General features: G+C 72.3%; 15 protein-coding genes. All 15 read left to right on the forward strand.

All coding sequences use genetic code 11. The features are described from left to right. Positions 1-9 precede the first annotated feature (9 nt). The 15 genes from HOQ23_RS08810 to HOQ23_RS08880 all read left to right on the forward strand — a co-directional run bounded on the left by HOQ23_RS08810 (position 10) and on the right by HOQ23_RS08880 (position 14,326). Positions 10-561: an HIT domain-containing protein gene (locus HOQ23_RS08810; protein ID WP_172213824.1), complete on the forward strand. Its 552-nt coding sequence runs from the start codon at positions 10-12 to the stop codon at positions 559-561. Continuing rightward, on the forward strand, positions 558-1,325 hold the full coding sequence (locus HOQ23_RS08815; protein WP_367650429.1) for an inositol monophosphatase: 768 nt from the start codon (positions 558-560) through the stop codon (positions 1,323-1,325). Before HOQ23_RS08810 ends, HOQ23_RS08815 begins: the two co-directional genes overlap by 4 nt. A gap of 15 nt (positions 1,326-1,340) precedes the next feature. Beyond that, on the forward strand, positions 1,341-1,958 hold the full coding sequence (pgsA, locus tag HOQ23_RS08820; RefSeq protein ID WP_367650430.1) for a phosphatidylinositol phosphate synthase: 618 nt from the start codon (positions 1,341-1,343) through the stop codon (positions 1,956-1,958). Positions 1,959-1,999: 41 nt separating this feature from the next. Continuing rightward, positions 2,000-2,917, forward strand: a complete 918-nt coding sequence (gene pdxS, locus HOQ23_RS08825; protein WP_172213829.1) for a pyridoxal 5'-phosphate synthase lyase subunit PdxS — start codon at positions 2,000-2,002, stop codon at positions 2,915-2,917. A 124-nt stretch (positions 2,918-3,041) separates the two neighbouring features. Further along, complete coding sequence (locus tag HOQ23_RS21520) at positions 3,042-4,088, forward strand: metallophosphoesterase (RefSeq protein WP_172213831.1); 1,047 nt, start codon at positions 3,042-3,044, stop codon at positions 4,086-4,088. Positions 4,089-4,135: 47 nt separating this feature from the next. After that, on the forward strand, positions 4,136-4,717 hold the full coding sequence (pdxT, locus tag HOQ23_RS08835; RefSeq protein WP_172213833.1) for a pyridoxal 5'-phosphate synthase glutaminase subunit PdxT: 582 nt from the start codon (positions 4,136-4,138) through the stop codon (positions 4,715-4,717). A gap of 98 nt (positions 4,718-4,815) precedes the next feature. After that, positions 4,816-5,583, forward strand: coding sequence for a YebC/PmpR family DNA-binding transcriptional regulator (locus HOQ23_RS08840; RefSeq protein WP_172213835.1), 768 nt, complete (start codon positions 4,816-4,818; stop codon positions 5,581-5,583). A 126-nt stretch (positions 5,584-5,709) separates the two neighbouring features. Then, positions 5,710-6,255, forward strand: coding sequence for a crossover junction endodeoxyribonuclease RuvC (ruvC, locus tag HOQ23_RS08845; RefSeq protein WP_172213837.1), 546 nt, complete (start codon positions 5,710-5,712; stop codon positions 6,253-6,255). Next, positions 6,252-6,860 carry a Holliday junction branch migration protein RuvA gene (gene ruvA, locus HOQ23_RS08850; protein ID WP_172213839.1) on the forward strand — a complete coding sequence of 203 codons (609 nt, stop codon included), beginning with the start codon at positions 6,252-6,254 and terminating at the stop codon, positions 6,858-6,860. The genes ruvC and ruvA overlap by 4 nt, the downstream gene beginning before the upstream one ends. 4 nt (positions 6,861-6,864) lie before the next feature. Beyond that, positions 6,865-7,944, forward strand: coding sequence for a Holliday junction branch migration DNA helicase RuvB (gene ruvB, locus HOQ23_RS08855; protein WP_172213841.1), 1,080 nt, complete (start codon positions 6,865-6,867; stop codon positions 7,942-7,944). A gap of 149 nt (positions 7,945-8,093) precedes the next feature. Next, positions 8,094-8,408: a preprotein translocase subunit YajC gene (gene yajC / locus HOQ23_RS08860; protein WP_172213843.1), complete on the forward strand. Its 315-nt coding sequence runs from the start codon at positions 8,094-8,096 to the stop codon at positions 8,406-8,408. A gap of 1 nt (position 8,409) precedes the next feature. Then, the gene (secD, locus tag HOQ23_RS08865; RefSeq protein ID WP_172213844.1) at positions 8,410-10,197 is read left to right on the forward strand and encodes a protein translocase subunit SecD; all 1,788 of its coding nucleotides are present in this window, start codon (positions 8,410-8,412) and stop codon (positions 10,195-10,197) included. Next, positions 10,197-11,438, forward strand: a complete 1,242-nt coding sequence (gene secF / locus HOQ23_RS08870; protein ID WP_172213845.1) for a protein translocase subunit SecF — start codon at positions 10,197-10,199, stop codon at positions 11,436-11,438. The genes secD and secF overlap by 1 nt, the downstream gene beginning before the upstream one ends. A 20-nt stretch (positions 11,439-11,458) precedes the next feature. Then, complete coding sequence (locus tag HOQ23_RS08875; protein WP_172213906.1) at positions 11,459-11,998, forward strand: adenine phosphoribosyltransferase; 540 nt, start codon at positions 11,459-11,461, stop codon at positions 11,996-11,998. 96 nt (positions 11,999-12,094) lie between these two features. Further along, a complete protein-coding gene (locus tag HOQ23_RS08880) occupies positions 12,095-14,326 on the forward strand; it encodes a bifunctional (p)ppGpp synthetase/guanosine-3',5'-bis(diphosphate) 3'-pyrophosphohydrolase (RefSeq protein WP_172213908.1) in 2,232 nt (743 codons plus the stop codon). The last annotated feature ends 196 nt before the right edge of the window (positions 14,327-14,522 follow it).

A 14,522-nucleotide genomic window follows, 5' to 3' on the forward strand; every position in this document is an offset into this window, starting at 1 on the left:
TCGGGTGCCATGAGCCAGCCCGAGGAGACCCTGACCCAGGACGGGATCGGCCGGCCCGACGACCTCGAGCGGCTCTGGACGCCGCACCGGATGGCCTACATCCGCGGCGAGAACAAGCCCAGCGACGCCTCGTCCGGCGAGTGCCCGTTCTGCCGGATCCCGCGCGGGGACGACGCCGACGGGCTGATCGTGCACCGTGGTGAGCACTCCTTCGTCGTGCTGAACCTCTACCCCTATGCGCCGGGCCACCTGATGGTGTGCCCCTACCGTCACATCGCCGACTACACCCAGACCACTCCCGAGGAGATGGTCGAGATCGGCGAGCTCACCAAGCGCGCGATGACCGTGCTCCGGTCCCGCTCCGGCGCGGAGGGCTTCAACATCGGCATGAACCAGGGGCACCTCGCCGGCGCCGGCATCGCCGCCCACCTGCACCAGCACGTCGTCCCGCGCTGGGCCGGCGACCAGAACTTCATGCCCGTCATCGGGCGCACCAAGACGGTGCCGCAGCTCCTCGGCGACACCCGCGCGCTGCTCGCCGAGGCGTGGGACACGGCGTGAGCGACCTGGCCCGCGACGCCGGGCTCGCCGCCCGCCTGGTGACCGAGGCCGGTCGACTGGCCCACGCCATGCGGGCCGAGGGGCTGGACGCCGAGCAGAAGACCTCGGTCTCCGACGTGGTGACCGCCGCGGACCGCGCGGCGGAGCGCCTCGTCGTCCAGACCCTCGCTGCGGAGCGCCCTGCCGACGGCGTGCTCGGCGAGGAGGGCTCGGCACGCGACGGCACCAGCGGGCGCACCTGGGTCATCGACCCCGTCGACGGCACCTACAACTTCGTGGCCGGCCTGGACTGGTGGTGCTCCGCGCTCGCGCTGCGCGATGGCGAGGACCTGCTCCTCGGCGCGGTCCACCACCCCGCGAGCGGGACGACGTACGTCGGCGGGCCCGGGGTGCCGGCGACCGCGAACGGCGTCGCGCTGGCGCCCCTGGCCGACCGCCCGCTCGCGGACGCGTGCCTCACGACGTACCTGCACCCGCCCTTCCTCGGCACCGAGGTCGGCGAGGCGTTCGCCCGGATGGCCAGCGGCGCCGCGACGGTGCGGATGCTCGGCTCGGGGTCGATGGACGCGATGGCGATCGCGAGCGGGCGCCTGCACGTGCTGTGCCAGCACTCGGTGCCGCCGTGGGACGAGCTGCCCGGGGCCGCGATCATCCGCGCGGTGGGCGGCGAGACCCGGCACGTGGAGGCCGCCGGGCGGCGCTGGTACGTCGCCGGCGCGCCCACCGCCGTCGCCGAGGTCTGTGCGGCGCTCTCCGAGCGGTAGCCTGCTCGGGCCATGATGGAACGTTTCCGCGCTTTCTGGACCAAGATCGTCGCCGCGCCGATCGCCGCTCTGCTGATCCGTCTGGGGGTGAGCCCCGACGCGGTGACCCTCGTCGGCACGCTCGGCGTCTGCGCCGGCGCGCTGGTCTTCTTCCCCCAGGGCAAGCTGCTCACCGGCGTCCTGGTGATCACCGCCTTCGTGTTCAGCGACCTGATCGACGGGACGATGGCCCGCTCGACGGGCCGGGTGAGCAAGTTCGGCGCGTTCTGGGACTCCACGCTCGACCGGATCGCCGACGGCGCCATCTTCATCGGCCTCGCGCTCTACTTCGCGTGGGAGGAGCCCAGCCGGCTCTACCTCGTGCTCTCCCTGGTCTGCCTGCTGATGGGCGCGGTGACCTCCTACGCCCGCTCGCGCGGGGAGACCCTGGGCTATGACGTCAAGGTCGGCATCGCCGAGCGCGCCGACCGCCTCGTCGCGATCCTGGTGATGACCGGCCTCGGCGCGATCTTCGACCAGCCGTGGCTGATGTACGCCGCCCTGTGGTTCCTCGCGGTCGCCAGCACGATCACCGTGGGCCAGCGGGTCTGGGTGGTCCGCAAGCAGGCATTGGCCGAGGCCGCCGCCAGCTGAGACACCGGACGCGGCGCCCCGCCGCGTCCTACGATCGGGCCATGTCGCAACCCGAGCAGGCCACGTCCACGACCGGTCCCCGCACCGGCACCAGCCGCGTCAAGCGCGGCATGGCCGAGATGCTCAAGGGCGGCGTGATCATGGACGTGGTCACCCCCGAGCAGGCGAAGATCGCCGAGGACGCCGGCGCGGTCGCCGTGATGGCGCTGGAGCGGGTGCCCGCCGACATCCGCGCCGAGGGCGGGGTGTCCCGGATGAGCGACCCCGACATGATCGACGGGATCATCGAGGCGGTCTCCATCCCGGTGATGGCCAAGGCGCGCATCGGCCACTTCGCCGAGGCCCAGGTGCTCCAGAGCCTCGGGGTGGACTACATCGACGAGTCCGAGGTGCTCACCCCCGCCGACTACTCCCACCACATCGACAAGTGGGGCTTCACCGTCCCGTTCGTCTGCGGTGCCACCAACCTGGGCGAGGCGCTGCGCCGGATCACCGAGGGCGCGGCGATGATCCGCTCCAAGGGCGAGGCCGGCACCGGCGACGTCTCCAACGCCGTCACCCACATGCGCACCATCCGCGGAGAGCTGCGCCGCCTCGCCGCGCTGGAGCCCGACGAGCTCTACGTCGCGGCCAAGGAGCTCCAGGCGCCGTACGACCTGGTCAAGGAGGTCGCCGAGACCGGCCGCCTGCCCGTGGTGCTGTTCACGGCGGGCGGCATCGCGACCCCGGCCGACGCGGCGATGATGATGCAGCTCGGCGCCGAGGGCGTCTTCGTCGGCTCCGGCATCTTCAAGTCCGGCAACCCCGCGCAGCGCGCCGAGGCGATCGTCAAGGCCACCACGTTCCACGACGACCCCGACATGGTCGCCAAGGTCTCGCGCGGCCTCGGCGAGGCGATGGTCGGCATCAACGTCGAGGAGATCCCGCAGCCGCACCGGCTCGCCGAACGCGGCTGGTGATCGGCCCCTGAGCGGCCTGGACGGGCTCGGCGGGCTGGCGGGCGGGGCGGCGCGGATCCTCGCGCTGCTGGTCCTCCTCGCCCTCGCCTGGGGCTGGCTGCGCTGGCTGCACGGACGGCTCGCGGTGGTCACCGGCTGGCCGCGGTGGGCGCGGCGTGCCACCTGGGTGCTCGTCGGCGGGGGAGCGGCGCTCTGCGTGGCCGCCAACATCGCCTACCGCACCATCGACCCCGCGCCGTGGCGCCCGCTGGTGTGGCTGGGCCTGGCCTGGTTCGCGGCCGCCTGGTACCTCACCCTCGGCTGCCTGGTCCTCGCCGTGCTCGCGCTGGTGCTGCGCCTCGCCGGGCGGCCGGAGGCCCGGCTGCGGCTGCTGCGCGTCGGCACCCCGCTGGTGGTGCTCGGCACCGTCGCGGCGATCGCGGTGGGCGCCGTCGTCGCCCAGCGCCCCCAGGTCGTGTCGTACGACGTGGGGGACCCCGACCTGCCGCCGGCCTGGGACGGCACCCGGATCGTCCTGCTCACCGACCTGCACGTCGGCGCCGTGCGCGGCCGGGCCTGGGTCGAGCGGGCCGTCGAGATGGTCGACGCCGAGGACCCCGACCTCGTCGTCCTCGCCGGGGACCTGGTCGACGGGCGCGAGCGCTACACCGGGCCCGACCTCGCGCCGCTGGCCGACCTCGACGCCCCGCTCGGGGTGCTCGCGGTGTCGGGCAACCACGAGATGGAGACCGGCGACGCCACGGCGTACCTCGCGCGCTGGGAGGAGCTGGGCATCACCGTCCTGCGCAACGAGCAGCTCGTGCTCACCCGCGACGGCGAGGAGCTCGTCGTCGCCGGGATCCACGACGACACCGGCACCGGCGACCTGGCGCCCGACCCCGAGGCGGCGCTCGCCGGCACCGCCCCCGAGGAGTACGTCGTGCTGGTCGCCCACCAGCCCCGCCAGCTGGTGGCCGACGCCGGGGTGGACCTCCACCTGTCCGGGCACACCCACGGCGGCCAGCTGTGGCCGTTCGGCTGGCTGGTCCCGCTGCAGCAGCCGACGCTGGCCGGCGTCGACGAGGTGGACGGGGTCACCGTGGTGACCTCCCGCGGGTTCGGCACCTCCGGGCCGCCGGTGCGCACCGGCGCGGCCCCCGAGATCACCGTCGTCACGCTGCACGCGCGCTGACGCGGACGCCGGTCCCGCGGGGCCTCGCGGCTCACTAGCCTGAGCCGGTGACCGGACCGACCGTGGGCGTGCTCGCCCTGCAGGGCGACGTGCGCGAGCACCTCGACGCACTGGCCTTGCTCGGGCTGCGCGGCGTACGCGTGCGGCGCGCCGCCGAGCTCGACGACTGCGACGGGCTCGTGCTGCCCGGCGGGGAGTCGACGACGATGATGAAGCTCGCCGCCATCCTCGGCCTGCTCGAGCCGGTGCGCGAGCGCCTCGCCGCGGGCATGCCCGCCTTCGGCACCTGCGCGGGGATGATCCTGCTCGCCGACCGGGTGCTCGACGGCGCCGCCGGTCAGGGCAGCATCGGCGGCCTCGACGTCACGGTGAGACGCAACGCCTTCGGCCGGCAGGTGGACTCCTTCGAGGGCCCGCTCGACGTGCGCGGGCTCGCCGAGCCCGTGCACGCGGTGTTCATCCGGGCACCGTGGGTCGAGCAGGTCGGGCGGGGCGTCGAGGTGCTGGCCGAGGCCGCCGGCCACCCGGTCGCGGTGCGCCAGGGCCGGCTGCTGGCCACGTCGTTCCACCCCGAGGTGGGCGCCGACACGCGCGTCCACGGCCTGTTCGCGGAGCTCCTGCGAGACTGATCCGGGTCCGGAACGGGGCACTCCTCGGCCGGTCGTGCACCGCCGACGGCGGGCGCGAGTAGGATCGACAGCCGATTCGGCGAGCAGAAGAGGGACGCATGTCTGGGCACTCCAAGTGGGCCACCACCAAGCACAAGAAGGCGGCCATCGACGCCAAGCGCGGCAAGATGTTCGCCAAGCTGATCAAGAACATCGAGGTCGCGGCCCGGATGGGCGGCGGTGACCCGACCGGCAACCCGACGCTCTACGACGCGATCCAGAAGGCGAAGAAGTCTTCGGTCCCCAACGACAACATCGACCGCGCGGTCAAGCGCGGCTCGGGCGCCGAGGCGGGCGGCGCGGACTACTCCACGATCATGTACGAGGTCTACGGCCCCCAGGGCGTGGCCTTCCTCGTGGAGTGCCTCACCGACAACAAGAACCGCGCCGCGATGGAGGTCCGCACCGCGGTCACCCGCAACGGCGGCACCCTGGCCGACCCCGGGTCGGTCTCGCGGCTGTTCAACCGCAAGGGCGTCGTGGTCGTCCCCAAGCACCACGAGTCGACCGAGGTCAGCGAGGACGACATCCTCGAGGCCACCCTCGACGCGGGCGCCGAGGACGTCGTCGACCTGGGGGAGTCCTTCCAGGTGCAGTCCGAGGCCACCGACGTCGTCGCGGTCCGCACGGCCCTGCAGGCCGCCGGCATCGAGTACGACTCCGCCGACGTGCAGTTCGTGGCCAGCCTGGAGATCCCGGTGGACGCCGAGGCGGCGACCAAGGTCTTCCGCCTCGTCGACGCCCTCGAGGACCTCGACGACGTGCAGGACGTCTTCACCAACGTCGACGTCCCCGACGACGTGATGGCGCAGCTCGACGAGGAGTGACCGACTGCCTCTCCTGACGCGCGAACCGGCGCTGGAGCAGCACCTCGGGCGTGTCGGTGTCGGCACGCCCGAGGACGCCGGATAGCGTGACCCCCGAACAGACGTTCGAGGAGAGGTTGGTCGTCCATGCGCGTGCTCGGGATCGATCCGGGCCTGACCCGCTGCGGTGTCGGCGTGGTCGAGGGTGAGGTCGGCCGTCCGCTGCGGCTGGTCGACGTCAACGTCGTCCGCACCTCCTCCCACCTCGCGGTGCCCGAGCGGTTGGTGAGCATCGAGAAGGGCATCGACGCGTGGCTCGACGAGCACCGTCCCGACGCGGTGGCGATCGAGCGGGTCTTCGCCCGCTCCGACGTCAGCACCGTGATGGGCACCGCCCAGGCCAGCGGCATCGCGATGGTCTGCGCCGCGCGTCGCGGGCTGCCGGTCGCGCTGCACACCCCCAGCGAGGTCAAGGCGGCGGTCTCGGGCAACGGCCGCGCCGACAAGGCCCAGGTCGGCGCCATGGTCACCCGCATCCTGCGCCTCGACACGCTGCCCAAGCCCGCGGACGCGGCCGACGCGCTCGCGCTGGCGATCACCCACATCTGGCGCGGCGGGGCGCAGGCGCGCATCGACGCCGCGGTCGCGCAGGCCCGCACCGTCCGCGCCCAACCCTCGAGGAGCAGAGCATGATCGCGTTCGTCCGCGGCGAGGTCGCCGCCGTGACCCCCACCAGTGCGGTGCTGGAGGTCGGCGGCATCGGCGTGGAGCTGATCTGCACGCCCGGCACCCTGGCGACCCTCTCGCCGCGGGTCGGCTCGCGCGAGCGCGCCACCCTCTCGGCCAGCATGGTGGTCCGTGAGGACTCGCTGACCCTCTTCGGTTTCCTCGACGACGACGAGAAGGCGGTCTTCGAGCTCGTGCAGACCGCCTCCGGCGTCGGCCCCAAGCTCGCCCAGGGGATCCTGGCGGTGCTGACCCCCGACGACCTGCGCCGCGCGATCGGCTCCGACGACGTCAAGACGCTGACCCGCGTGCCCGGGATCGGGCAGAAGGGTGCCCAGCGGATCATCCTCGAGCTCAAGGACCGCATCGGCGCCCCGGTCGGCTCGCGTACGACGGGGGCCGCGGCGCCCGTCGACCCGTGGCGCGACCAGGTGCTCCAGGGCCTGGTCGGGCTCGGCTGGTCGGCCAAGGACGCCGACCGCGCGATCGAGACCGTCGCCCCCGAGGCCGGCCCCAGCCCCGACGTGGCGACCCTGCTGCGCTCGGCCCTGCGCGCCTTGAGCAAGGCCTGATCCGGTGTCGTTCCACGAGGACGAGCTCGAGGAGGCCGAGAGCAGCCACCTGCGCTCGCTGACCACCGCCGAGGCCGACGGCGACGAGCGCGCCATCGAGGCCGCCCTGCGCCCGCGCACCCTCGACGAGGTGGTCGGCCAGACGCGGGTGCGCGACCAGCTCGGCCTGGTGCTCGAGGCGGCCCGCCAGCGCGGGCGCGCGCCCGACCACGTGCTGCTCTCCGGCCCGCCCGGGCTCGGCAAGACCACGCTGGCGATGATCGTCGCGGCGGAGATGTCCGTGCCGCTGCGCCTGACCAGCGGTCCGGCGATCACCCATGCCGGCGACCTCGCCGCGATCCTGTCGGGGATGAACGAGGGCGACGTCCTGTTCGTCGACGAGATCCACCGCATGTCCCGGCCGGCCGAGGAGATGCTCTACATGGCGATGGAGGACTTCCGCGTCGACGTCGTCATCGGCAAGGGCCCCGGCGCGACCGCCATCCCGCTGGAGATCCCGCCCTTCACGCTGGTCGGCGCCACCACCCGCGCCGGGCTGCTCCCGGGACCGCTGCGCGACCGGTTCGGGTTCACCGCCCACCTGGAGTTCTACGAGCCCCACGAGCTGGACCGGATCGTGCACCGCTCCGCCGGGCTCCTCGACGTACGCCTCGAGCCGGAGGGCGCGGCCGAGATCGCGTCGCGCTCCCGGGGCACGCCCCGCATCGCCAACCGGCTGCTGCGCCGGGTGCGCGACTACGCCGAGGTGCGCGCCGACGGGCTGGTGACCCTCGAGGTCGCCCGCGCCGCGCTCGACCTCTACGAGGTCGACGCGCTCGGCCTGGACCGCCTGGACCGTGCGGTGCTCGACGTGCTGTGCCGCCGCTTCGGCGGCGGGCCGGTCGGGGTCTCGACGCTTGCGGTGGCCGTGGGGGAGGAGCGCGAGACCGTCGAGGAGGTCGCCGAGCCCTTCCTGGTGCGCTCCGGCTTCCTGGCCCGCACGCCCCGCGGCCGGGTCGCGACCGCGGGCGCGTGGCGCCACCTCGGGCTCGCCGCGCCGGCCCACCTGGCCCACCTGGACGACGTACCGTTGCCGGAGGGGTGAACACGGGGCCCGGAGCCGGCGAGACCGCCGCGTCCGGGATCGGCCGGGTTGGCCCCGTGGCGCGACGCCACCGTTACACTTTGCCGTCGGCCCCGCGCGCCCCTCCGCGACCGCGGGCCCCCTCCCACACTCGTTCGAGAGGTTTCGTCTTGCTTGAGCTCCTGCCCATCGTCGCGGTCGCGCTGCTCTTCTGGCTGCTGATCATCCGCCCGGCCAGCCGGCGCCAGAAGGAGCTCTCGCGCATGCAGGGCTCCCTCACGGTGGGCGACGAGGTGATGCTGACCTCCGGCATCCTCGGCACCGTCAGCGAGATCACCGACGAGCACGTCTCGGTGCTGATCGCCGACGGCGTCGCGATCAACGTGGTCCGCGGCGCGATCGGCTCGATCACCCGGCCGGCGCCCCGCGAGGACGACGACGCCGCCACCGGCGGCTCCACCGAGGACGGGCCGGGGGCGATCTGACATGGCCAGGCCCATGAACCGCCCCGGGCGCGTGCTGGTGGCGTTCTTCGCCACCATCGCGATCCTGTACGGGCTCGTCGCGATCGGTGGGGACTGGAAGCCGGCCCTGGGACTGGACCTCCAGGGCGGCACCCGCATCACGCTGACCGCCGAGGGCGACCCCGAGGACAGCAGCCTCGAGGAGGCCCGCGAGATCATCGACCGCCGCGTCAACGGCTCCGGCGTCGCCGAGGCCGACGTGACCACCCAGAGCGGCCAGTACATCCAGGTCGAGATCCCCGGCGACACCCGTCGTGACCTCGTCGAGGTCGTCCAGCGCCAGGCGCAGCTGCGCTTCCGCCTGGTCGGCTGCAGCGAGCTCGACGGGCGCTGCGGCACCCAGGACCCGGTCGTCGGGCAGGGCCCGCAGGACCCGACCGCCGGCGGCAACCAGCAGGGCACCCCGGGAAGCCAGCAGGGCAAGCAGAACCGCCAGCAGGGCAACCAGGGCAACCAGCAGGGTCCCAAGAACCGCCCCGCGACCGGCTTCGCCACCGACGACACCACCGCCCCCGCGGACGGCTCGTCGCAGGCCCCCACCACCGACCCGGCCGCGCCGAGCCAGGAGGCCAGCGAGCCCGCTGACCCGACCGCGCCGCCCGCGCCGAAGGACGACAGCGAGCGCGTCCAGCAGCTCCTCGCCTGGCAGGACAACCCGTCGCCCGCCGACATCCAGGCCTACAACGCCTTCCAGTGCCCGCCCGGCAACGACCCGGACACGGTGATCCCGGTCGACGACGTCCCCGACAAGCCGCTGGTCACCTGCGGCTACATCGAGGGCGAGGAGGAGGGCGACGGCTACTGGGCCAAGTTCCTGCTCAGCGCCACGGTGGTCGAGGGCACCGAGCTCAACTCCGCCTCGGCCGGCATCCCGCCGAGCAGCGTCGGCTGGGCCGTGCAGCTCGACATCGGCGGCAAGGGCGAGGACGCCTTCGAGCAGATCTCGCGTGCGCTCTACACCAACGACAAGCAGTTCGCGATCGTCCTGGACGGCGAGGTCATCTCGTTCCCGGGCTTCACCAGCCCGATCACGAACGGCCAGGCCCAGATCACCGGTGACTTCTCCGAGGCCGAGGCCAACGACCTGGCCACCAGCCTGAAGTTCGGCGCGCTGCCGATCTCCTTCGAGGACGACGCGACCGTCGAGACGATCGGCCCCTCGCTCGCCGGAAACCAGCTCACCGCGGGCATGTGGGCCGGCGGCATCGGCCTGCTCCTGGTGATGATCTACTGCCTGTTCTACTACCGCGGCCTGGGCCTCGTGGTCCTGAGCTCGCTGGTGGTGGCGGCCGCGATCACCTACGCGCTGGTGCTGCTCCTGGCCAAGACGGCCGGGTTCACGCTCACGCTGCCGGGCATCGCGGGCCTGATCATCGCCGTGGGTGTCACCGCGGACTCCTTCATCCTGCTCTTCGAGCGGATCCGTGACGAGATGCGCGACGGCAAGTCGATGCGCGTCGCGGTCGAGTCCGGCTGGCGCCGGGCCCGGGTCACCCGCCTCGCAGCCAACACGGTCTCGCTGCTGTCGGCCCTCGTGCTCTACATCTTCGCGACGGGCGCGGTGAAGGGCTTCGGCTTCGCGCTGGGCCTGTCCACGCTCATCGACCTCGCCGTGCTGTTCTGGTTCACCCGCCCGATGGTGGTCCTCCTCTCGCGGTTCACGTTCTTCAACGGCGGCGGCCGCTGGTCCGGGCTCAGCCCCGAGACCCTCGGCATCGACGACCGCGTCCCGGTAGGAGGCAAGGCCTGATGGGCAAGTTCTCACGGCTCGGCAACGACCTCTACACAGGTCGCCGCTCGCTCGACTTCGTCGGTCGCCGCCCGATCTGGTACGGCGTCTCCATCGTGCTGGTCGCCCTCGCGATCGCCGCGGTGCTCATCAAGGGCCTCAACTTCGGCGTCGAGTTCACCGGCGGCACGCAGTACAAGGCCACGCTCAGCTCGAGCGCCACCCAGGACGACGCCGACGCCGTGCGCGAGGCGATCGGCGAGGCAGGGATCGAGGGCGCCGAGACGCCGTCGGTCGTCACCGCCGGCTCGGACTCCCTCACGATCAAGGTCGGCGAGCTCTCGCCGGAGGCGACCGAGGAGGTCGCCGACCTGATCGGCGACACCGTCGACGTGTCCTCGGCGATCTCGATCGAGGAGATCGGCGCGAGCTGGGGCCAGGCGGTCGCCGAGCGCGCCCTGCTGGGCGTGGCGGTCTTCCTCGTCCTGGTGATGCTCTTCATCTGGGGCTACTTCCGCGAGTGGAAGATGTCGATCGCCGCCCTCGTCGCGCTGCTGCACGACATCATCCTCACCGTCGGCGTCTACTCGCTGTCGGGCTTCCAGGTCACGCCGTCCGCGGTCACCGGCCTGCTCGCGATCCTCGGCTTCTCCCTCTACGACACGGTCGTCGTCTTCGACAAGGTCCGCGAGAACACCCAGAGCCTGCGGCGCAGCGGCCAGACCTACGCCGAGGCGACCAACCTCGCGGTCAACCAGACCCTGGTCCGCTCGATCAACACCAGCATCGTCGCCCTGATCCCGATCGGCGCGATCCTGTGGGTCAGCGCCGTCCAGCTCGGCGCCAGCTCGCTGCAGGACCTCGCGCTCGCGCAGTTCGTCGGCACCGCCGTCGGCGTCTACTCCTCCGTCGTGCTCGCCCCGCGTCTGCTGGTGCAGCTGAAGTCGAAGGAGTCGGACGTGCAGATGGCCGACCGTCGCGCCCGCGCCGCTGCCAAGCGCAACGTCGACCCGTACGCCTCGGTGCCGGCGTTCGTCGAGGACATGCCCGTCCCGGACGGGCCCGCGCTCGAGCTGGACGACGACGACCTCGAGGAGCGGGATGAGCGGGACGGCTCCGCCAGCCGCGCCCCGCAGCCCTCGATGGGCGCGACCGGCCGTGGCCGGGTGGTCCCGAAGCCGAAGAGCGAGACCCGCTCGACCGGTGCCTCCGGCCGGGCGCAGCCGGCCCGTCAGCCCCGCTCCAAGCGGGGCCGCAAGTGAGCGAGGGCCGCGAGGAGCGGATCGCGGTTGCTCGGGAGGCGCTCGACCGGCTGGTGCGCGACGTCCAGGACTTCCCCGAGCCGGGGATCGTCTTCAAGGACATCATGCCGCTGCTGGCCGACCACGACGGCTTCCGTGCCGTCGTGCTGGCGCTGGCCGAGAGCGGTCGTGACGAGAGCGGCGAGGTGGTCGTCGACAAGGTGATCGGCATGGAGGCCCGCGGCTTCCTCGTCGGCGCCCCGGTCGCGCTCGCCCTGGGCGCCGGCTTCGCGCCGGTGCGCAAGGCCGGCAAGCTCCCCGGTCCCACCCACGCAGTGAGCTACGACCTGGAGTACGGCACGGCCACCCTCGAGCTGCACGAGGACGCCGTCACCCCGGGCGACCGGGTGCTGCTGGTCGACGACGTACTCGCCACCGGCGGCACCGCCCGCGCGACCGCCGACCTGGTGCGCCGCTGCGGTGGCACCGTCGTCGGGGTCGCGGTCCTGATGGAGCTCGGCTTCCTCGCCGGCCGCGACCGGCTGGGCGACCTGGCGGTCGACAGCCTGGCCGTGGTGTGACGGCTCTAGACTGAGACAGTGACCGAGGACCGCACGACCCCGCCGCGTCGAGAGCGGGCTCCGGAGCGCTCCGAGGGTGCTCCGACGGCCCGCAGCATGCGCGCGCGCCTGGCCCGGATGGGCACCCGCAACCAGACGGCCAACCCGGTCCTGGAGCCGCTGTTCCGCGCCGTGCGGGCCAACCACCCGAAGGCCGACCTCGCGCTCATCGAGCGGGCGTACAAGACGGCCGAGGAGAAGCACGGCGCGCAGATGCGCAAGAGCGGTGACCCCTACATCACCCACCCGCTCGCGGTCACCACGATCCTCGCCGGCATCGGCATGACCGAGCCGACCCTGGTCGCCTCCCTGCTCCACGACACGGTCGAGGACACGCCGTACACCCTCGACCAGCTGCGCGCCGACTTCGGGGACGAGGTGGCCCGCCTGGTCGACGGCGTGACCAAGCTCGACAAGGTGCAGTACGGCGACACCGCCGAGGCCGAGACGATCCGCAAGATGATCGTCGCGATGTCGCGCGACATCCGGGTCCTGGTGATCAAGCTCGCCGACCGGCTGCACAACATGCGCACCCTGCGCTACGTCAAGCAGGAGACGCAGGAGCGCAAGGCCCGCGAGACCCTCGACATCTATGCGCCGCTGGCCCACCGCCTCGGCATGAACACGATCAAGTGGGAGCTGGAGGACCTCGCCTTCGCGACCCTGCACCCCAAGATCTACGACGAGATCGTGCGCCTGGTCGCCGAGCGGGCGCCGTCGCGCGACCAGTTCCTGGCGGAGGTCATCAAGCAGGTCGAGAACGACCTGCGCGAGGCCAAGATCAAGGCGACCGTCACCGGGCGCCCGAAGCACTACTACTCGATCTACCAGAAGATGATCGTCGGGGGCCGCGACTTCTCCGACATCTACGACCTGGTCGGCATCCGGATCCTCGTCGAGGACGACCGCGACTGCTACAGCGTCCTCGGTGTGCTGCACTCGCGCTGGAACCCGGTCCTGGGCCGGTTCAAGGACTACGTCGCGATGCCGAAGTTCAACATGTACCAGTCGCTGCACACCACGGTGATCGGCCCGCAGGGCAAGCCGGTGGAGCTGCAGATCCGCACCTACGCGATGCACCGTCGCGCGGAGTACGGCGTCGCGGCGCACTGGAAGTACAAGGAGAACACCCGCGCCGGCGTCGACACCGACCGCACCGGGGACATGGACGACATGACCTGGGTGCGCCAGCTGCTCGACTGGCAGAGCGAGGTCGAGGACCCGGGGGAGTTCCTGGAGTCCCTGCGCTTCGAGATGAACCGCGCCGAGGTCTACGTCTTCACCCCGCGCGGCGACGTGATGGCGCTGCCGGCCGGCGCCACGCCCGTCGACTTCGCCTACGCCGTGCACACCGAGGTCGGGCACCACACCATCGGGGCGCGGGTCAACGGACGCCTGGTGCCGCTGGAGTCCCCGCTCGACAACGGCGACGTGGTCGAGGTCTTCACCTCCAAGTCCGCCAATGCCGCTCCCTCGCGCGACTGGCTGACCTTCGTGAAGTCGCCGCGGGCGCGCTCGAAGATCCGCCAGTGGTTCACCAAGGAGCGCCGCGAGGAGGCGATCGAGCGCGGCAAGGAGCAGATCGCCAAGCTCATGCGCAAGGAGGGCCTGCCCCTCAAGCGGCTGATGTCGCACGAGTCGCTCACCCTCGCCGCGAGGCACTTCAACATCGCCGACGTCTCCGCGCTGTACGCCGCGGTCGGCGAGGGCAACCTGTCGGCCCAGGCGGTCGTCAAGCGTGTCATCGAGGAGCACGGCGGCAACGACGGGGCCCAGGAGGACCTCGCCGAGGCGGTCACCATCACCGGGCGGCGCAGCCGCTCGCAGGTCACCGGCGGCAACCACGCCGGCGTGATCGTCAAGGGCGCCTCGGAGGTCTGGGTCAAGCTCGCCAAGTGCTGCACCCCCGTGCCGCCGGACGAGATCCTCGGGTTCGTCACCAAGGGCGGGGGAGTCTCGGTGCACCGCACCGACTGCACCAACGCCGCGGCCCTGCTGGCGCAGCCCGAGAAGCTGCTCGAGGTCGAGTGGGCCCCGACGTCGGACTCCACGTTCCTGGTCAACATCCAGGTCGAGGCGCTCGACCGGGCGCGCCTGCTGTCCGACATCACGATGGCGCTCTCCGACGCCCACGTGAACATCCTCAGCGCCAGCCTCTCCACCACCCACGAGCGCGTCGCCAAGAGCCGCTTCACCTTCGAGATGGCCGAGGCCAAGCACCTCGACAACGTCCTCAAGGCCGTCCGCGGAGTCCCCGGCGTCTTCGACGCCTACCGCGTCACCCAGTAGCCCCACCCACCCTTCCGCGAGTCGGGGCCAATGGTGCGCCGAGTCGGCGCTTGTGGCGGCGTACGTCTCGGCGGAGTCAGGCGGTCGAAGCAACGCTGAGTGATTGGCGGTGTGGTGATGCCGAAGTTCGTGCCGTACGACGATGTGAACGAGGTCTTCGACCTGGTCTGTTCAGGGATGTCGTTCCAGGCTGCGG

It is taken from the genome of Nocardioides sp. zg-DK7169, assembly GCF_013155365.1.
GTDB lineage: Bacteria > Actinomycetota > Actinomycetes > Propionibacteriales > Nocardioidaceae > Nocardioides.